General features: G+C 64.0%; 12 protein-coding genes and 1 pseudogene. 6 read left to right on the top strand and 7 right to left on the bottom strand.

Translation table 11 applies throughout. From position 1 onward, the window contains the following. Positions 1 to 12: 12 nt before the first annotated feature. The 5 genes and pseudogenes from AC5Y5W_RS03725 to AC5Y5W_RS03745 form a co-directional block, all read right to left on the bottom strand. Positions 13 to 1,008, bottom strand: a pseudogene (locus AC5Y5W_RS03725) (glycosyltransferase family 4 protein); the annotation flags it as partial. Next, positions 1,005 to 2,504 carry an O-antigen ligase family protein gene (locus AC5Y5W_RS03730; protein WP_500022093.1) on the bottom strand — a complete coding sequence of 500 codons (1,500 nt, stop codon included), beginning with the start codon at positions 2,502 to 2,504 and terminating at the stop codon, positions 1,005 to 1,007. The pseudogene AC5Y5W_RS03725 and the gene AC5Y5W_RS03730, both read right to left, overlap by 4 nt. Next, on the bottom strand, positions 2,501 to 3,988 hold the full coding sequence (locus AC5Y5W_RS03735) for a tyrosine-protein kinase domain-containing protein (protein WP_500022094.1): 1,488 nt from the start codon (positions 3,986 to 3,988) through the stop codon (positions 2,501 to 2,503). The genes AC5Y5W_RS03730 and AC5Y5W_RS03735 overlap by 4 nt, the downstream gene beginning before the upstream one ends. A 108-nt stretch (positions 3,989 to 4,096) precedes the next feature. Next, positions 4,097 to 5,773 (bottom strand): hypothetical protein, encoded by a 1,677-nt coding sequence (locus tag AC5Y5W_RS03740; protein ID WP_500022147.1) that lies wholly within the window; start codon positions 5,771 to 5,773, stop codon positions 4,097 to 4,099. 12 nt (positions 5,774 to 5,785) lie between these two features. Then, positions 5,786 to 7,600: a putative bifunctional diguanylate cyclase/phosphodiesterase gene (locus AC5Y5W_RS03745; protein WP_500022148.1), complete on the bottom strand. Its 1,815-nt coding sequence runs from the start codon at positions 7,598 to 7,600 to the stop codon at positions 5,786 to 5,788. A 268-nt stretch (positions 7,601 to 7,868) separates the two neighbouring features. Between AC5Y5W_RS03745 and AC5Y5W_RS03750 the strand changes: the two genes are divergently transcribed. Then, a complete protein-coding gene (locus tag AC5Y5W_RS03750; RefSeq protein WP_500022149.1) occupies positions 7,869 to 9,992 on the top strand; it encodes an Rv1355c family protein in 2,124 nt (707 codons plus the stop codon). Positions 9,993 to 10,014: 22 nt separating this feature from the next. Beyond that, the gene (locus AC5Y5W_RS03755) at positions 10,015 to 11,850 is read left to right on the top strand and encodes a putative bifunctional diguanylate cyclase/phosphodiesterase (RefSeq protein ID WP_500022095.1); all 1,836 of its coding nucleotides are present in this window, start codon (positions 10,015 to 10,017) and stop codon (positions 11,848 to 11,850) included. Positions 11,851 to 11,895: 45 nt separating this feature from the next. Here AC5Y5W_RS03755 and AC5Y5W_RS03760 read toward each other — a convergent pair whose 3' ends face one another. Then, positions 11,896 to 12,645, bottom strand: a complete 750-nt coding sequence (locus AC5Y5W_RS03760; protein ID WP_500022096.1) for a hypothetical protein — start codon at positions 12,643 to 12,645, stop codon at positions 11,896 to 11,898. A 719-nt stretch (positions 12,646 to 13,364) separates the two neighbouring features. Here AC5Y5W_RS03760 and AC5Y5W_RS03765 point away from each other — a divergent pair. The 3 genes from AC5Y5W_RS03765 to AC5Y5W_RS03775 are packed head-to-tail and all read left to right on the top strand — an operon-like array spanning position 13,365 to position 16,689. Further along, positions 13,365 to 14,519 (top strand): NAD(P)/FAD-dependent oxidoreductase, encoded by a 1,155-nt coding sequence (locus tag AC5Y5W_RS03765; protein WP_500022097.1) that lies wholly within the window; start codon positions 13,365 to 13,367, stop codon positions 14,517 to 14,519. Then, the gene (locus AC5Y5W_RS03770) at positions 14,513 to 15,421 is read left to right on the top strand and encodes an RNA polymerase sigma-70 factor (protein ID WP_500022150.1); all 909 of its coding nucleotides are present in this window, start codon (positions 14,513 to 14,515) and stop codon (positions 15,419 to 15,421) included. Before AC5Y5W_RS03765 ends, AC5Y5W_RS03770 begins: the two co-directional genes overlap by 7 nt. Positions 15,422 to 15,441: 20 nt before the next feature. Next, entirely contained in the window at positions 15,442 to 16,689 is a 1,248-nt protein-coding gene (locus tag AC5Y5W_RS03775) for an aminodeoxychorismate synthase component I (protein ID WP_500022098.1), read from the top strand. Here AC5Y5W_RS03775 and rsmI read toward each other — a convergent pair. Beyond that, positions 16,645 to 17,475, bottom strand: coding sequence for a 16S rRNA (cytidine(1402)-2'-O)-methyltransferase (rsmI, locus tag AC5Y5W_RS03780; protein WP_500022099.1), 831 nt, complete (start codon positions 17,473 to 17,475; stop codon positions 16,645 to 16,647). The genes AC5Y5W_RS03775 and rsmI overlap by 45 nt on opposite strands. A 96-nt stretch (positions 17,476 to 17,571) precedes the next feature. Between rsmI and AC5Y5W_RS03785 the strand changes: the two genes are divergently transcribed. Beyond that, entirely contained in the window at positions 17,572 to 19,122 is a 1,551-nt protein-coding gene (locus AC5Y5W_RS03785) for a dolichyl-phosphate-mannose--protein mannosyltransferase (protein WP_500022100.1), read from the top strand. Positions 19,123 to 19,201 lie beyond the last annotated feature (79 nt).

The following is a 19,201-nucleotide window of genomic DNA, read 5'->3' on the forward strand; positions in this document are numbered from 1 at the left end:
CGCGGCGGCGCCCAGACGCATCCGCAGCGGCTCGTCGCCGACCAACGCGGTCAACGCGTCGGCGATCTGATCAGGGCGGCTAGGCCGCACCAACAGCCCGGTGGCGCCGTCGCTGACCACTTCCGCAATGCTGCCCACCGCCGTAGTTACCGGCACCAGTCCGCGCGCCATCGCCTCCAACAGCGCCATCGGCAGGCCCTCGTCTTGACTGGGCAACAAAAAAACATGCGCGGTTGACAACAGCGCATCGCGCTCGGCGGCATCAAGCCACCCCACCACATTGACGGTCCGACTCAGACCGGCCGCGGCGACGGCCGCACGCACCTCGTCGACCTCGCCGTCGCCAGCGAGAGTCACCCGCAGTCGGCTGCGGACTGTCTCGTGAAGTGCGGCGACCGCTGCGATCACGTCATAACTGCCCTTGCGCACTCCCAGCCGGCCAAGCGCCACCGCATGCACCCGGTCGACATCGAGTTGGACCACCGCGTCATCCGGAATCGGAACGGCGTTGCGCAGCACCCGGATCCGGGTATCGGTCAATCGCAGCCGGTTGGCGTACTCGGTGACATGACGCTCGCCCAACACCGCCCAGTAGTCGGCGACTAGCGTGCGGCGCACCATGGCCTGGCCCACCGGCGGCAACCGGTCGAACCAGCCACCGAAGTCATAGCTGTGCCCGTGTACCACACTCGGCACCTTCGCCAGCCGCGCCGCCCACAGCGGCAGTGCCTTGCGGACCACGCTGCCGCCGTGCGCCAAGTTAATGTGCAGGACATCGACGCGCCCGCTCAGAACCAGCCAGCTGGCCCGCAGCATGCCACTCATGCCCACCAGCAGCCATCGCCACACCGAACTGTCCACGAATGTCGGCACCACCGCTACCCGGATCCGCGGGTCGGGATGCGCTGCCATCTGCGCGGCAACCGTTGCCATGCCACCACGGCTGATCGGCCCGGCCGGAGCCGGCCCGACCACAAGCACCCGCAGGGGGGCATCGGCCGAACTCATACCGGCGCTTCCACCGCTACCGGCGCGTCGATCACTTCGGACGGACTCGGATCTCGCAACGCGTTGGCTTCGCGCCGCACACGCCGGCTCACTACAGCGAACTGCAGCGCCGCGCCAAGCGTCAGGCCCAGTACCAAGGCGTCGGCAGGGTCTTCTGGTATCGGGTCAACCGTGCAATTCACGAGTAAGGCCACGCTGAGTGCCGCAGCGATCTTGGCCGGCGTCGAAGTACTGAACAGCCCCCGCGCTATCGGTATCAGCGCGAGCAGCAAAAAAGCCGCCATGCCGACCACACCGGCTTTGGTCAGCCACCACAGGTAGAAGTTGTGCGCGTAGGTAGTGCCCAACGTCGCCGAGAAAGAGTCGGGCTCACCGTACGCCAGTTGGTAGGGGTATCCGAGCCCGTGGCCGAACACCGGGGCTTCGCCGATGGCACGGGAGAGCTTGGTATTTTCGGCCTGCCTGGACAGGATGGAGGGGTCCATGGCGAACCTGCTGCTCGAAACGTTGTTCAGCACCCGGTTGTTGAACGTGGTGAATTGATCGCCAAGCCAGGCCCCGGCCGATGAATGTTTCAGCAACAGCAGCGACCCGGGTATCGCCACCGCGAAGATTGCCGCACCAACCACGCCGGCCACGGCCGTCCGGCGCAGGGCTTGCCAACCCAGGCTGGCGATGAACGCCACGAGCGCGGCCACCGCCATCAAGAGCAGAGTGTGGCGCGCGAACGCCAGCAGCGCGATGATTACCGCGGGTGGTGCGAGCAAGAGATACGTTGCCAGTCTCACGCGGCCGACGATGGGAGCGATCACCAGAGCGGTCAGGACGACGATGGCCAGGTTTTGAGTATTAGTGACCAACCGGGTAGCTTCTGCCGCGCCCAGCCCCTTTTCCAGTTCTTCGGTCCGACCAGCCAGCACGACGACGTGGAAAGATGCGGCAACGAGCATGCCCGCCGAGAACCACAACGTGACGGCGATAGCCTGCATCGTCTCTTTGACGTAGCCGGCGTCGATGATCAGCATGGCCAACACAAAGCCGCTGACCAATTCGAACAGAATCAGGAATTCGCGCAAGGTCCGATCGATAGGATTCCCGACCGCGTATCCCACCACCGCACAGCACACCATCGTCGCGAAAAACATTGCCGGCAGAGCGTAGGAGGACCGCCGCACCCGCGAGCCGGGCACCAAAAAGTAGATCGCCGCCAACACGGTAGCCACCTGGTAGAGGTAGATCGTCACCACGCCGATGTCTTTTCCGATGTGCAGGCTTTCGGGCAGCGACGCGAACGCCAAGAACAGTGCGAACCACACCATTCGCTGCGGCTTGGTCAAATACACGACCAGGCAGAACAGCAGACAGATGAGCATTTCCCCGATCGTGGTGTCGCGGCAGGAGAAAATTCCGATGGTGAAGCAGCCGAATACGAAGGCGGCCGCCATGGCTCCGGCCACTGCGAAACGCCGACGGCCCGCGACGTAGTAGGTGCTCACGCTGCCCCACTGAGCTTAGCCCGGTAGGTGCGCGCAGCGACCTTGGTGCGCCGGGACACTCGGGCACCGGTCAGCACGGCGCCAACGACGTGGGCGCCGGCCGAGACCACCGCGTGCAGCGCGTCTTTCACTTCCTCGGCCGTGGTGCGCCCCGAACGCACCACCAACACCGTGGCTTGCGCCGCGCCGGCCAGCACCCCGGTTTCCGCGGTAGCCAGCACGGCTGGGGCATCAATCACCATCCGGTCGAAGCCCACCGACAAGCGGTCCAGCACCTCGGGCAGGTTGGCACTCGACGGCAAGGTGGCGGTGCGGCGCGCCTGCCGCGACGCCACGACGAAGAGGTTCGGCACAGCCGTCCCCCACACCGCTTCCGCGGCGAGACTTTGGTCGGTCAGCACGTCAGCCAGTCCCAGACCCGACTTGACCCCCATCATGGGTGCGATCGCGGATCGACGGGGGTCCCCCTCGACGAGCAGCACCCGCTCGCCGAGCTCGGTGAAACAACGTGCCAAGTTCAGCGCCGTCGTGGTCGTTCCCTCGCCACCGAACGGCGCCGTCACCAGCACCGTTTTCACCTCGGGTCCTATAGTCCGAAGCAGTCGGGTGCGAAGAGTGCGCATGGCGTCATCAAATAGAGCATCGGTTCCGAACCGCGGTGTGTCGCCGCGCCGTCCGGGCAACTCAGCCAGCGTCGGCAGGTCCGTAAGCCGCCCCAGCGTGGCGGCGCCGCGGACGGTTCGGTCCGCGGCCTCCCTGATCAGGGCCGCCGCGCTGCCGAGGAGCACGCCCGCGACTAGTCCCAGAGCCATGTTCCGCTCAGGGACGGGCTGGACTGGAAAGTCGGGTACGCGGGGCCGCTCTACCACCACTCCGGTCGCCAGAGGCAACGGTGGCCGTGCTGGGTTGAGTAATTGCTCGCTCGGCACCGGGGTTTCTTGGACCGCTGTGGCTTGGGATAGCTCCGCGGCGTCTTGGCCGTCCGCGTCCGGTCGTGGAGGCGGCGGTACGGCAGGCGCGCCGGCCACCGGTGTTGCCGGCTGCGCGCCCACACCGAGCGTGGGGATCACAGCAGCGAATTGATCGGCGATCGCAGTGGCCAGGGCGGCGACCCGCGTCGGGTCGGTGTCGCTAACCGTCAACTGGAAGACCGTGGAATCGGGCGTGTACACCACCTTCGTTCTGCTCACCAGCTCGTCGGCGCTCATCGGGATGTGCAGCTGATCGACCGCACGTTGAGCCACCATCGGCCCGCCGGCGATCTGGGCGTAGGACGATAACCGCTGCTGCGAGGCGATGCTGGCGTACTCGACGTCGGTGAGGGTCGTCTGCCCGGAGAACGACATCAGAACCGTGGCAGATGACTGATAGACCTTGGTCTGGACGGCGGTGATAAAGACCGCGCCGATCATGCAGACCAGCATCGCGGGCACGGCGATTTTCCACCGGGCGGCGAGCGTTCGGATGAAGGTACGGAAATCCAACGACTGACCTCTCTGAGAAAGAGTGGCTAGCTATGTCGAGTTTGTATTACCTCGATGTGCATACACACAGTATCATTAATTCGCGTAAATATACTAGTGGTATGCGACTTAGACATGGTCAGCGGTGGGTCGTGGCACGTCGAACGTCGCGATCGGGTACCGACCGGAGCCGTCGCGGCCATCGCGCGCCAACTGCATGGGGGGGTAGTCCACCACGTGGGACGCGTTAGGTTTGTGCTGTTGCCACCCGACTGACGCCCGAAGCGTGTAGTGCCCCGGCTCCAACCCGGCCAAATCGACGTGCACAGTCTCAGTAGTCGACGCCGGCAACGGGATCTCACCGGTGTCATCGCCAGAATCGTCGACGAGAGTCTTCAGCGTCACCATCGAGGGAATCGAGCGAATCGCCTTGCCGGTGAAGTCCACCACTTGATAGCCGGGAATCCATTTCTCGGTGGCCGCGGCCGAACCATAGTTGGTCCACGTGACCTCGATGGTCGGGTGACCATCGCGCAACTCCTGTGTTCCTTCGTTGGCCTGCACCGAATACCGGTAGCCGGCAAAGACGTTGGCCCGCAGCCATAATTCGTAGAGGCTGGGATCCATGGGCGTGTTCGAGTCCGCGTCCGGGAAGTTGATGCTCGACGTCATCGACACGTGGTACTTGACGACGTCGCGGAGCCCCTTCACGTAGTAGGCCCTCATGTTGGTCCCGTACTGGCACCACTCGGTAATCACCGGCACCGACTTAAGCCGCTGCCGAAATGCGGTAACCAGCGGATCATTGATCATCACGTATCGGGACCGGCTGTTCTCGGCCCAGTCCTGCAACGGCGAATACACGCCGAGGCAGTCGGAACGAAAACCCACCGGCGCGGCCAGCCTGCTGGTGACGCTGTCGGCCATCAACTGTCGCACGATCTCCGGGTTCTGCGGGGTCACGACCAGTTGGGTATGCGGGAACGCGTCGACGTTGGCCGCAACCAGTCGCGCTATCGACGCCTTGGTGATGTTCTGATTTTCCCACTGGCTGAAATACCCGAGAACCGCTTCACTCTCTGCGGGCTCCGGACCCGGTGCGTCCAGCGTCGTACTCTGGTACGTGTTGTGGTTCTCGCTCCAGTCGCCGTACCCGGAGAACTCGAACATGCTGAGCCGCTCATCGCGGTCATAACGACGACCGAGCGCCGCGAGCAACTGCTCAAAAGCACCCAAGTATCCGTCGTCGTTCCAATTCGGTATCACCTGCGTCACACCGGAAGTAGACGACCCGACGGGCGGGCCCGGATAGTCGGTAGTGGCGCCGGGCATCGCACGCACCCAGTCGGGAATCTCTATGTTTGTGTCGTTGGGATAGAAGACGTTGCAGCAGGAACCGTAGGCGAGCACCCGAAGCGTCAGCCGCATATCGCGATCGGCAGCTTTTCCCAGCGCCTCATCGATCACACTGAAGTCGAACTTGTGCTCGTCAGAGACATCGGGTCCCAGCGTGCGCGGATCGCGAGGTTGCAACTGCCGCCAGGACACCCTCAAGGTGGCGTCGTATGTCCTCGGCCACGGCGAGTAACGCTGTTGCGCGGGATTGCTCTGCGGAAAGAGCGGTATCAACATGTCCTCGTACTGGCCGCGCAACGGGTTGGAAATCTCCTGCATCGGGGCCGCAATGGATGGAGAAGCAATGGCGCGCAGCGGTCCGCTTTGATGCGCTTCGCCACATCCGGCGATGGTGACCACGACGGCGCATGCGGTCAGTGCCCCGGTGATTTCACGGATCCGCGCAATCATCACTGGCCGGCGTTAGATCGCGCCCAGAGTCAACGCCTCACTGTCGGCGAGGAATGGCATCGGCATCCAGCCGGTGGACAGCAAAGACCTGGTGGCATCGGCGGGCAATGGGTGAGATAGCAAGAATCCTTGCGCCCGGTGACACCCGTGCTGCATCAAAGTCATAGCGGCAGCCGGGGTCTCGACGCCTTCGGCAACGACTTGGAGGTCGAACGCCTCGGCAAGTCCGATGATCGCGCGAACGATCGCCAGGTCGGTGGCACTCTCGCCTAGGTCACGCACGAACGCCCTATCAATTTTGAGAACATCGACTGGCAGGGACTTGAGGTGTGACAGGACGGCGTAGCCCGTGCCGAAGTCGTCGATCGCGATTTGAACTCCCACTTCCTTTAATTCTTGCAGGGTTCGTCGGGTGGTTTCAATGTCGCGCACCATGACTCGCTCGGTGATCTCGAGGCATACCGAACCTGTGTCGATGCCGAATTCTCCGATGATGTCCGCAACGCTGCGGACGAAGCCGCGGGTAACCAGTTGAGCGGGCGAGACATTGACCCGCAGTATGGCATTTTGGGCGAGACCACTTGACCGCCACCGGCTGAACTCGGCACAGGCCTTTCGCAACACCCAACGACCGAGTTCCTCGGTCAGGTTCATTGATTCGACCACGCCGATGAAAGAATCTGGCATCAGCAGACCGAATTCGGGGTTCCACCAGCGGACCAACGCCTCGACGGCTACTACGGCACCACTCCACAAATCGACCTCGGGCAAGTAGTGCAGTATGAGGGCTTCTCTGTCGATATCACCCTGGAGATGCCGACGGATATCGGTGCGGAGCGCCTCCTCAATCGACATGTGACTGCTCCTGGACACTACGACCTGATTGCCGCCGGCGCGTTTGGCGGCCATCACAGCTTCGTCAGCACGGCTGAGCAGACTGGCGCTGTCATCACGTCCAGCGATGCCGACTGCAACTCCGATACTGGCAGTGGAGGTGATGGTGTCGCCGCCGATCGTCAGGCGATCACACAGCATTGGCTGAAGCCGGAGTGCAAGTGCCTCCGCGGCATCGGTTGTCATCGTGCGGTCCGGAATGACGACGAATTCATCGCCACCGATACGGGCGATCACGCTATTACTGCCGACGCTTTCACGAAGCCTTTCAGCGAATACTTGGATGTACCAATCGCCGGCGGCATGTCCGAAGCTATCGTTGATGGACTTGAGCCGGTCGAGGTCAAGGTACATAATCCCGACAGGTCCGTCTCCTTCGTCGGCAAGCCTGCGGGAAAGGTGTGCCACCAGCGCGCGGCGGTTATGTAGGCCTGTCAGGTCGTCATGGTCGGCCAGATAGCGGACCTTTTCTTCGGCAGCGATGCGTGCGTGCAGGTGCGCAAACAAGGAAGCGACCGCTTCCAGAATGGCTATCTCTTCCGGCTTCCAGGTCTTGCGGCCGAATTTGACGAACCCGATCATCCCCGTGGACACCTGCCCGGAAATCAGCGACGTGCAGGCGGCCGTCGGAGCGCCGACGTGGCGGCTTGGCCTGATGTGATACGCCAAGGACCTATGGTCGAGCTCAGTTACGATCGGTTTGCTGCGATTTCTGCATATCGCGAAGAACGGGTCCTTACTGGTAAATGGAACGACGGCGAGCGGGTCAGCCGACTGCGGCACGTCCCGTGGCGGCCACTCGGCAAAGAGCACCGAGGCACGCCACTCGTCGTCGTTGTAGCGCACAAAGCTGGCATCCACGTCGAGTTGTCGAACGAGGTAAGCCAGCACGCGCTCGCCGACTTGTCCCGCGTTGGACGCAGTCGCCTTCATCAACCGGGCGGCGACTGTGGTGACCAAGGTGCGCTCCACCGGTGCCCTCCCTGAATGGCGCGCAGCCGTGGCCGTCGCTTTTGGCCGCCTGATGAAACATTCGACGCGTGTCTAATGAGGCATTCGGCATCCGTTGAGAACGCCCAAATACCAGTGCAGAAAAAAAGAAGTATATAAACATAACACCGGACCCACACAAGGGTTTCTGACGCCTGCACACGGGTAGACGCGGAGCGTGGAAGCCAGCCGTTCACGAAGGAGTTGGGCCATAGCTTTCTGCACTGCACACGTTCTGGACACCGCGGACCCTGCCGACAAAGCAGAATTGGAACGGCTACGCGCCGACCCCGCCATCGCGTTCATCGATCAGCGCAAAGCGCAAGTCGAGGAGTTGCGCAGCCTTCGACCGTCGCCTGATCCGGAGTTGGTCGCCGAACCCTGTCGGTGGGCCTACTATTCCTGGCGGTGCGCCGTCGTTGCGGTTCTGGGGCCCAGGGGGTTTCGTGCAGTGCGGTTGGATCGCAACCGCAACGCGATCACCGCCGAGGAACAAAGCCGGCTGGGTTCGCTGCGTATCGGCGTTGCCGGTCTGAGCGTGGGGCACATCATCGCGCACACGTTGGCGGCGGCAGGCATGTGCGGCGAGCTTCGGCTGGCGGATTTCGACCACCTCGAGCTGTCCAACCTCAACCGGGTGCCGGCGACCGTCCTCGATCTCGGGCTGAACAAGGCTCAGGTGGCCGCGCGCAGGATCGCCGAACTCGACCCGTATCTGCTCGTCCGAGTCGTTGATGCCGGGCTGACGCTCGACACCGTTGACGAGTTCCTGGACGGATTGGACATCGTTGTCGAGGAATGCGATTCACTACATATGAAGGCCGTCCTCCGCGAGCGCGCCCGCACCCGCCGGATTCCGGTGCTGATGGCGACCAGCGACCGAGGCCTCGTGGATGTGGAACGTTTCGATCTCGAGCCGCAGCGCCCGATTTTCCATGGCCTGCTGGGCGAGTTGGATGTCGAATTGCTTGCCGGAATGAGCGGCCAGGAAAACGTTCCACGCCTGCTCCGTCTCCTCGACGCCGAACAATTGTCGCCACGACTGCTGGCGTCGGTGGTCGAGATCGAACGCACTCTGGCGACATGGCCACAGGTGGCCGGCGAGGTCGTATTAGGCGCGACCACGCTGGCCGAAGCGGTGCGCAGAATCGGTCTGGGCGAAGAGCTGCAATCCGGCCGAACCCGCATTGACGTCAGCGATGCGCTCGATCGGCTTCATGAACCGGAGATGGCGATGGAACGCCCCGCGCTGCCAGCTGACTGTTCAGGCCCTGCGCTGCCCGGAGTGTGGGGCGCCGTTGCTGACGCCGCCATCCGCGCGCCCTCTGCCTCCAATGCGCAGCCCTGGCAGGTTGAGGCCGGACCGGAGGCGATCGCCATCCGGCTTGCGCCGGAACATAGCTCGACGCTGGACGTCGGGCTTCGGGGCAGTGCGGTGGCGCTCGGAGCGGCTCTGTTCAACGCACAAGTAGCCGCTGCCTTCCACGAGGTGCTGGGTCCGGTGAACTTACTCGAAGAGGTCGGCGGGGTACCGTTGCAAGCGACGCTGCAGCTGCGTGACGGCGCCGATTTCGATCTGGCCGAGCTGTACCAACCGATGCTGGCGCGGGAAACCAACCGCCGGATTGGAACGCCCGGACCGATAGCCGCAGATACGATCGAACTGCTACACACCGTCGCAGAACGACAGGGCGCGCGGCTGCATCTCTTGATTGAGCGAGACGATATCGCGAAGGCCGCAACGATTCTCGCCGCTGCTGACCGTATCCGCTACCTGACGCCGCGACTGCACGAGGAGATGATCTCCGAGTTGCGCTGGCCGGGTGATCCGTATCCCGACACGGGCATCGACGTGCGCAGCCTCGAGCTCGACCCCCCCAACCTAGCCGTGCTCGAGATATTGCGCCGCCCGGATGTGATGGCTCATCTGGCGCAGTGGAACCTTGGGACTGCCCTGGGCGAGGTCAGTGGCCGTCACGTGTCGGCAAGCTCTGCTCTGGCCGTCGTTTCGGTGCCCGGCGGCGCTCTGACCGACTATGCGCGCGGCGGTTCTGCGGCAGAGGCGGTATGGATCACCGCCCAGGTGCGCGGGTTGGCCGTCCAGCCCACCTCACCGGCCTTCTTGTACGTCCACGATGTCGACGAGCTCAACGCATTGTCGGCGTCGTTTGCCGACGAACTGAGTTGGCTGCAGCAGGAGTTCCGACAGCTTGTCCATCTGCCGGCGGACGCCGCGGCGGCTATTGTGCTGCGACTCGCCGACAGCAGCCGAGCATCAGTGCGGAGCCGGCGCAACTACGATCGTGTCGAATTTGTTAACACAGTCGTAACATAGGCAGCGCCTAATTATGAGTGCGATGGCCCGCAGTCTGGATGATTTGGTCACGGCGGCGGCCGCCGAGTTGATGGCGGCGACCGCAGTCAATCACGTTGCAATCAGCGAGCGAGTGCTCCGCGATCTGGTGAGCCACTTCGGCGTCGACTGGGGCTTTTTGCGCCACACCGACCACGCGATCCGCGCGACCGTACTCGTGGCATCGTGGCCGCCCCGCGAAAACGTTCCTGATCCTGACCCGCTCGGCATCGTGTATTTCGCCGATGCCGACCCGGTCTTCGCGATGATTGAACACCGCAACGTACCTCTGGTTTTGCGCCCCGAGCCGGCGAACGACGACTATCAGCGCAATATCGAGGAGGCTACCGGCGTTCCCGCCACCTCACTTGCAGCCGTGCCACTGATGTCTATGGACGTTGTCACAGGCACTCTGGGCTTCGTCAAATTCGGTGACCGTCAATGGGAGCCGGAGGAACTGAATGCATTGCAAGCGATCGCTACACTATTTGCCCAGGTTCAGGCCCGTATCGTCGCCGAGGAGCAGATCCGATATCTCGCTGAACACGACGACCTCACCGGCCTGCTGAACCGCAGAGCACTGATCGCCCAGCTAGATGACCGACTGACTGAAGGCCAACCCGGCCCGGTCGCATTGGTGGTCCTTAACCTGGACCGTTTCAAGGCGATCAACGACTACCTCGGTCATAAGGCCGGCGACCGGTTCATCGAAGCCTTCGCCCAGCTCTTGCGCGCCGCCGCTGATGGTTCGTCGGTGATCGCTCACTTCGGCGGCGACGAGTTTGTCATCGTGCCGGCCGTCCCCATGGATGCCGAAGTCGTCGAAACGTTGGCCCTGGGGTTCCAGGAGCGAGTTCACAAGCAGGTGGCTATTGACGGCGAGAAGATCACCCGCACCGTAAGTATCGGCGTCGCGGTGGGACTGCCTGGGCGCGACAACACATCGGATTTACTGCGCCGAGCCGATCAGGCTCTCATGTCGGCCAAGGGCATCGGCGGAAACGCGGTCGCAGCCTTCAAGCCAGAAATGTCGGAAAAGTACGCGATCCGCAACGACATCGAGTTGCACCTGGAAGGGATCATCGAAAGCGATACCGGCGCATTGGTCCTGCATTACCTCCCGGTGTTTGACTTGCGCACTGGCGAGGTCCTTGGAGCAGAGGCACTCATCCGTTGGCGCCACCCCACTCGAGGGCTGCTGATGCCTGATTCGTTTATGGGAGTGGTCGAATCCAACAATTTGGCTGGAAAACTCGGCCGCCTCGTAATGCGTTCAGCCTGCGCACAATTCAGTTACTGGCATAGATGTGGTCTCGTGCGCAATGTTGTGCTAGCCATCAATGTCTCTCCTGCGCAGCTCGTTACGGACGGTTTCGTCGCCATTGTCGCCGCAACGCTCGATGAGTTTCTTCTCGACGCCAGCCAAGTATGCTTGGAGATCACCGAAAACGTCGTACTCAAAGATATCGACACGACCCGTAAAACGCTGGCAGGGTTGAAGCAGGTCGGCGTGCGGATCGCGATAGACGATTTCGGCACCGGTTACAGTGCGTTGACATACCTGAAGTCGCTCCCAGTCGACACGCTCAAGATTGACAAAGAATTTGTCCGCGACCTCGGCGCTGACGCAGCAGACCTGGCGATCTTGCGACAGGTCACTGCCTTAGCCGACGCCTTCGAACTCCAACTCATCGCTGAAGGTGTCGAGACCGCAGCGGCAGCCAGGGCACTACTTGACTTGGGCTGCCCCCGGGCACAGGGTTTTCTGCTGTCCCGGCCGCTCGACAGCGCAGCGATGGAATCACTACTTGCCAGACACATTGTCCCGATGGACTTTTGAACTGCGCGATGCGCCGCCCGACCATTGACAAACGCTGATCCGCGATTACGACCCCCAGAGAAGGCGGGCGTCAGTTTCACCGCGTCGGTACATCTCTTGAGTCAGCAGCGTTGTCTCCGTGAGGATCTTGGCAATCTGCTCTGGCTCCGCGTGCTTGACGAAGTCGCGCCGGTGCCACCACATCATCTTGGTTTGGTATCGCTCGTCGGGGTACGGTGTCGCCGGAACGGTGGCCACTACTCCACCCGAGGTGCGCCACCGGTTCAGTACATACGCCGCCGCGGTGGCCATGCAAAAGTCACAGTCGATCAGCGCCATCATCTGGGAACCACTGCGCGCTAGCGCCGCAGTGAGGGAACGGTTACGGTCTTTATGATCGGTCACCCACGCCGACTTCATCTCCAGGACCCCGAACGGTACTCGGTCACTGATCATCTTCCGGACAGCATGTTCGCCGGGTTGTCCCGCCCACTCGACAACGGCATGCGAGTCGTCAGCCGATCGCAGCGGCCCCTTGGCACGCAGTCCGGCGACGATCCGTCCGGCGTCATCGATCGCCGTGAGGAACATGATGGTATCTGCTCCGGTGCGCAGCGCATCGAAGTCGAGGGCAGATTCGACACCGTGCTTACGGTAACTCCGCTGTGCGCCGGTCGCATACTCATCCCAGAGGTCGGGGTCAGTCGCCGGCTGTGAAATCACCAGCGTGCAGTCGGTGTCGGGATCATGCCAGCTCAAGCGTTGCCGGAGGTGAAACCCGTCCGCGATTAGGGGAGGCGCCCAAATGGCTGTCATTTATGTTTCCTGCCTGTCCGGAGCCGCCGGTCTTCGGTTTGTTCCGACGCGGCATTGATACTTATGGGATCGCGAGACGGGAATTTGAGAACTGCTTCCTTGTAAGCTCCCTTGCAAATATTCGATATGACCCTTTTGTCCAGGGGGATATTGAGGTATGCATTACCGGCGCGCAGCATGCGAAACAAGCATAGAGCAAACTTGCGGGGTTTGCCTGCCATTATTGTCTGTTCGCAGCTAGGCCGTGCGCTCCGATCAAATGTTGCCAATCGCCAAAGGGTTTGCCACTCGCAGGTAATAGCCAGATCGGACGAAAAGGATCAAGGCTGGGCTGTCCGGCCTGCTTGCGCGCAAAAGATATTGCCCCAGTTATTACAGCTTGCTGAAACAGGTTCCTTGGAACGACGGCTTTCTCACAGCATGTCGGCTGTCGATTCCGTCAACCCACTTCGACGCGAAGCCGGGGCAGGCAGTGGATTGAACATCATTTGCCGATTCAATACTTCTGCGAGAGTCTGCATCGAAATGCCTCCACCAAGTGAATGGCTCGCCTATGACGAGAATGTGGAGATTGCCCCTCGGAGGCACAGTCCACCGCCGACGCAAGGACGAGCGCAGCTCAGCCGGTAATCCCGTGCCGGAGTGATCTGAGTCACGCGATGTCACGTTCGCTGCCTCGGCGGTGTCTCAAGGGCACAACCCGCGAAAAGGAGACAGCTATGAGCCAGCAGCGCAGTCACGTCGTCGTCGTCGGTGGCGGATACGCCGGATCACTGGCGGCCAACCACCTGGGGATGCGAGCCGATGTCGACGTCACACTGGTCAATCCGCGCCCGATGTTCGTCGAGCGGATCAGACTGCACCAACTCGTCGCCGGCACGCATGCCGCCACCGTCGACTACAGCACCATGCTGGGCGAGAACATTCAACTGGTCGTTGACACCGCCGAGCGGATCGACACCGGCGATTCCACACTGGCGTTGGCCTCCGGCGCCACACTCGACTTCGATTACCTGATCTACGCCGTCGGCAGCACCGCCGCTGCTCCTGAATTCGCGTATGCGGTTGGTGAATTCGAGCATGCCGAGCGGTTACGCGGTGCCCTGGAAGTGCTGGGTCCGCAAGCCCCGGTCACCGTTGTCGGCGGTGGATTGACCGGCATCGAAACAGCTTCCGAGCTGACTGAACAGGGCCGGCGCGTGACGCTGGTCTGCGGCGGCGTATTGGGGCCGTCGTTGGCCCGCGTCGGCCGGCGCTCGGTAGCCAAGGCGCTGGCGCGATTCGGCGTCGACGTACTGGAGACGGCCGTCGTCGCCGAAGTACGGCCGAATGCGGTGGCGCTGACCGACGGTGCCGTTTTGCCCAGTGCAGTCACGGTATGGACAGCCGGCTTCGGAGTGCCAAACCTGGCCGCCCGCAGCGGACTTCGCACCGACGGATTGGGCCGCTTGCTCACCGACGAGACGCTGACCAGCATCGACGACATCCGCATCGTGGCGGCCGGGGACTCCGCGGCGCCGTCGGGTGCGCCGCTGCGGATGAGCTGCCAGGCCGCGATCCCGCTCGGCGCCCAAGCGGCCAACACCGTCCTGAGCCGCATCGCCGGCACCGAGCCCGCGCCCGTGAATCAGGCGTTCACCGGGCAATGCATCAGCCTCGGCCGGTCGTATGCCACTGTCCAACTGGCCCGCCGCGACGACACCACGATCAACGTCGCGATCGGCGGGCGGTTCGGCGCGCCGATCAAAGAAGCGGTCTGCAAGGGAACGGTCTGGGGCATCCGGCGCGAGGCCGCAAAGCCCGGCTGGTACCGCTGGCTCAAGGGCGGCAAGCGCCCGCAGCGGATCGCGGATGCGGCGGTCACGGTATCGTGACCGCCGCGCCCAGCGAACACGCCGAACGGTTCACCCTGCTGCGGCCGTTGCTGTTCACCATCGCCTACGAAATCCTCGGCAGTGCAACCGAATCCGACGATGTTCTACAGGACAGCTATTTGCGATGGGCCGATGTCGACTTGTCGACCGTGCGCGACACGAAGTCCTATCTGGCTCGGCTGGTCACCCGGCAGGCGCTCAATGCGCTGCGGGCCGGTGCCCGGCGCCGCGAGGATTACGTCGGCCCGTGGCTGCCCGAGCCGCTGTTGCTCGACGAACAGGATCCATCGGCCGACGTGGTGCTGGCCGAGTCGGTGTCGATGGCGATGCTGGTGCTGCTGGAGACACTGACACCCGACGAACGCGCGGTGTTCGTGCTGCGGGAGGTGTTCGGCTTCGACTACGCCGAAATCGCCGACGCGGTCGGTAAACCCACGCCGACCGTGCGACAGATCGCGCACCGGGCCCGCGAACACGTGCAGGCTCGGCGCCGGCGCTTCACTCCGGTCGATCCGGAGCAGAATGCACGCATCACCGCGGAGTTCATGGCGGCGGCTTCCACCGGTGATGTCACAGCCGTGATGTCGATGCTGGCGCCCGATGTGACCTGGACCGCTGACAGTGGAGGCAAAGCCAGCGCGGCGCGCCGCCCGGTGGTCGGCGCCGAGAAGGTGGCCAGGGCGGTCGTCGGGTTGGTGGGCCGGGGCATGCAGGTTCCCGATGTCCGGGTGGAAACGGTGGTGTGCAACGCCGCGCCTGCGGTGCTGCTCTACCGCGCGGGCCAGCTGGAGGGCGTGTTCACCGTCGAAATCATCGACGGCAAGATCACCAACTTCTACGCGATGCGCAACCCCGACAAGCTGACCAGGCTGACGACCCCACAGGAGATCAGCCGCGGCTGAGCGTCTGCAAAGCTGGGTTGGTGCGAATCGACCGGCTCGGCGATCTCGGCGGCGCCGCCGCTGTGCTGCGTGCCGTCGGTGCGGCCGCGCGGCGGCGCGGTCTTCCGCCGCCGGCCGCGCTGACCGGCGACTGGTTCGGCGCCCAGGCAGTCATCGCGCCCAGCGTGTCTGTCCAACTGGTCGACGCCGCCGACGCGTTCGCCGTCCGGCCGGGTTCCGGCACCGGCGCGGTGGGCGGGGGCTGGATCGGCTACCTGTCCTACCCCGATCCCGGCGCCGACGGGCGGCCGCCCCGAGTCCCCGAAGCGGCCGGCGGGTGGACCGACTGCGTGTTGCGCTACGACCGTGGCGGGCGGTGGTGGTACGAGAGCCTGTCGGGTGCGGCGATGCCGGGATGGTTGGCGGAGGCACTGGCCACGCCGGCGCCGGCACGGACTTGCCGGATCGATTGGGACGCCGGCGACCGGACCGCCCACCGCGCCGGAGTGCTGGCCTGCTTGGAGGCCATCCGCGCCGGGGAGGTTTACCAGGCGTGTGTGTGCACGCAGTTCACCGGCGCCGTCAGCGCGGAGCCGCTGGACTTTTTCGTCAACGCCGTCGAGCAGATGGACCCGGCCCGGGCAGCCTATCTCGCCGGGCCGTGGGGCGCCGTGGCGTCGCTGTCACCGGAGTTATTCCTATGCCGGCGCGGTGCCGTCGTGACCTCCAGTCCGATCAAGGGCACGTTGCCATTGGACGCGCGTCCGTCGGCGCTGCGGGCTTCGGTCAAGGACGTGGCCGAAAACATCATGATCGTCGATCTGGTTCGCAACGACCTGGGCCGGGTGGCGGTCACCGGAACGGTCACGGTGCCCGAGCTGCTGGTGGTGCGGCCCGCCCCGGGCGTCTGGCATCTGGTGTCCACGGTCTCGGCATTGGTGCCCGTCGACCTGCCGACATCGGCACTGCTGGACGCCGCCTTCCCGCCCGCCTCAGTCACCGGGACTCCGAAACTGCGGGCCCGTCAGCTGATTTCGCAGTGGGAATCATCGCGACGGGGAGTCTATTGCGGCACAGTCGGTTTGGCATCACCGGTCGCCGGTTGTGAGCTCAACGTAGCCATCCGGACCGTCGAGTTCGATGCCTTCGGCAACGCGGTGTTGGGGTCGGGCGGTGGCATCACCGCTGATTCCGACGCCGACGGGGAATGGGACGAGTGCCTGCACAAAGCGGCGCCGATCCTGTCAGCTTCTCGACCGCAGGACCGCGTCGTAGAGCTCACGCCGTGACACCGACGTATCGCCGATTACCTGCGCACACGCATCTTTGACGCGAATCCCTTGGCGCGTCAGGTTTTCCACCTCAGCCACTAGCGCTGTCATGTCTGCCCGTGGTTGTGCACCGGCCAGCACTACGGTGATCTCGCCCAGCACACCGTCGGCCGCCCAGGTCGCCAGCTCCGCCAGCGTCCCGCGCACTACTTCCTCGTGCACCTTGGTCAGCTCGCGGCACACCGCCGCGCGACGTGTCTCGCCGAGCTGTTCCACGGCGTCGTGCAGGCAGGCGGCCAGTCGGCGCGGCGACTCGAAGAACACGCAGGTGCGCCGCTCCTGCCCCAGCGACGCCAACCAGGATCGGCGCGCCGACTGCTTACGCGGAGCGAACCCTTCGAAGCAGAACTTGTCCGACGGCAGCCCCGACACCGCCAGCGCGGTGGTCACCGCCGACGGCCCGGGCAGACACGTCACCTCCAGGCGGGCGTGCACACACGCCGCCACCAACCGGTAGCCCGGGTCGCTGATCACCGGCATCCCCGCGTCGCTGACCACCAGCACCGTCGCGCCGGCGGTGATCTCGTCGACCAGCGCGGGCACCCGGGTGTCCTCGTTCTGGTCGTAGAGGCTGACCACCTTGCCGGCGATGCGGACCTCGAGCGCGCTGGCCAGCGTCCGCACCCGCCGGGTGTCCTCGGCGGCCACCACGTCGGCGGAACCCAGGGCGGCGATCAGCCGCGGTGAGGCATCCGACGGCTGGCCCAGCGGGGTGGCGCCCAGCAATAGTCGGCCAGTGGTCATGGGCCACAGCCTACGATCGGTGCTTGTGACGACCGCCCCGCCCGTCGACGTCGCCGCCGACGATGCAGAGCGAAGCGATGAGGAGGAGCGGCGCTCATGACGACCGCCCCGCCCGTCGACGTCGCCGCCGAGCGGACAGTTCCCGTCATCAGCCCCGGCCCGCTGATGCCGGTGGCCGATTTCGGGCCCGTCGACCGCCTGTACGGCTGGGCGGTGACGGGCGCGATCACCGCGCTGGCGGCGGTGACGCGTTTTGTGAACCTGGGCTCACCGACCGATGCCGGCACCCCGATCTTCGACGAGAAGCACTACGCGCCGCAGGCCTGGCAGATGCTGCACAACCACGGCGTCGAGGACAACCCTGGGTTTGGCTTGGTCGTTCATCCGCCGGTCGGCAAGCAACTGATTGCGCTCGGTGAGGCCGTCTTCGGCTACAACGGGGTGGGTTGGCGGTTCACCGGGGCCTTGCTCGGCGTGATTCTGGTGGCGTTGGTGGTGCGGATCGTGCGGCGGATCAGCCGTTCGACGTTGGTCGGCGGAATCGCCGGCATGCTGCTCATCGCCGATGGTGTCAGCTTCGTGGCGTCTCGGACCGCACTGCTGGACGGCTTTCTGGCGTTCTTCGTGGTCGCGGCCTTCGGCGCGTTGATCGTCGACCGTGACCAGGTCCGCGCACGCATGCACATCGTTTTACTCGAGGGCCGCAGCACCGAGACGATGTGGGGACCGCGGTTGGGCGTGCGGTGGTGGCGGTTCGGTGCCGGCGTGCTACTCGGATTGGCTTGTGCCACAAAATGGTCGGGCCTGTACTTTGTGATGTTCTTCGGGTTGATGTCGTTGGCGTTCGACGTCCCCGCACGCCGCGCCTATCGGGTGCCAAGGCCGTGGCTCGGGGTTTTGCGCCGCGACGTAGCTCCGACGGCGTATGCGCTGCTGGTCATTCCGTTCGCGGTGTACTTGGCTTCGTATGCGCCGTGGTTTGCCTCCGAGACCGCGATCAATCGCCACGAAGTCGGCCAGTCGATTGGCCCCGAGGCATCCTTCCCGATGCCGGATGCCATTCGTTCGCTGTGGCATTACACGTTCAAGGCCTACCAATTCCATTCCGGGCTGACGAATTCCGCTGGGAACTACCACCCGTGGGAATCCAAACCGTGGGCCTGGCCGATGTCGCTGCGACCGGTGCTCTACGCCATCGATCAACAGAACGTCCCCGGTTGCGGCACGCAGTCGTGTGTCAAGGCGGTGATGCTGGTCGGTACCCCCGCGATGTGGTGGCTTTCGGTGCCCGTGCTCTTTTATGCGGCGTGGCGAATGTTGGTGCGGCGAGACTGGCGCTATGCCGCGGTGCTGGTCGGCTACTGTGCGGGCTGGCTGCCGTGGTTCGCCGACATCGACCGGCAGATGTATTTCTTCTATGCGGCCACGATGGCGCCGTTTCTGGTCATGGCTATCGCGTTGGTGCTCGGCGACATCCTGTACAAACCTCGCCAAGGTGCCGAGCGACGGGTGCTCGGCCTGATCGTCGTATCGGCTTACGTGGCTTTGGTGCTCACCAACTTCGCGTGGCTATTTCCGGTGCTCACCGGTCAGCCGATTTCGCAGTCCACCTGGAACATGGAGATCTGGTTGCCCAGCTGGCGCTGATTCGTTCGCGTTGAGATTGCGCTCAGCGCTGTTGATCAGTGTTTATCCACAACACTGGATGCAATCTCAACGCACGAGA

The organism is Mycobacterium sp. NGS51, assembly GCF_059812525.1.

Coding starts and splice junctions, on each gene's coding strand:
- AC5Y5W_RS03745 (WP_500022148.1), bottom strand. CDS start 7,600: ATGAAGGCGACTGCGTCCAACGCGGGACAAGTCGGCGAGCGCGTGCTG.
- AC5Y5W_RS03740 (WP_500022147.1), bottom strand. CDS start 5,773: ATGATTGCGCGGATCCGTGAAATCACCGGGGCACTGACCGCATGCGCC.
- rsmI (WP_500022099.1), bottom strand. CDS start 17,475: ATGACCACTGGCCGACTATTGCTGGGCGCCACCCCGCTGGGCCAGCCG.
- AC5Y5W_RS03760 (WP_500022096.1), bottom strand. CDS start 12,645: ATGACAGCCATTTGGGCGCCTCCCCTAATCGCGGACGGGTTTCACCTC.
- AC5Y5W_RS03765 (WP_500022097.1), top strand. CDS start 13,365: ATGAGCCAGCAGCGCAGTCACGTCGTCGTCGTCGGTGGCGGATACGCC.
- AC5Y5W_RS03785 (WP_500022100.1), top strand. CDS start 17,572: ATGACGACCGCCCCGCCCGTCGACGTCGCCGCCGAGCGGACAGTTCCC.
- AC5Y5W_RS03755 (WP_500022095.1), top strand. CDS start 10,015: ATGGCCCGCAGTCTGGATGATTTGGTCACGGCGGCGGCCGCCGAGTTG.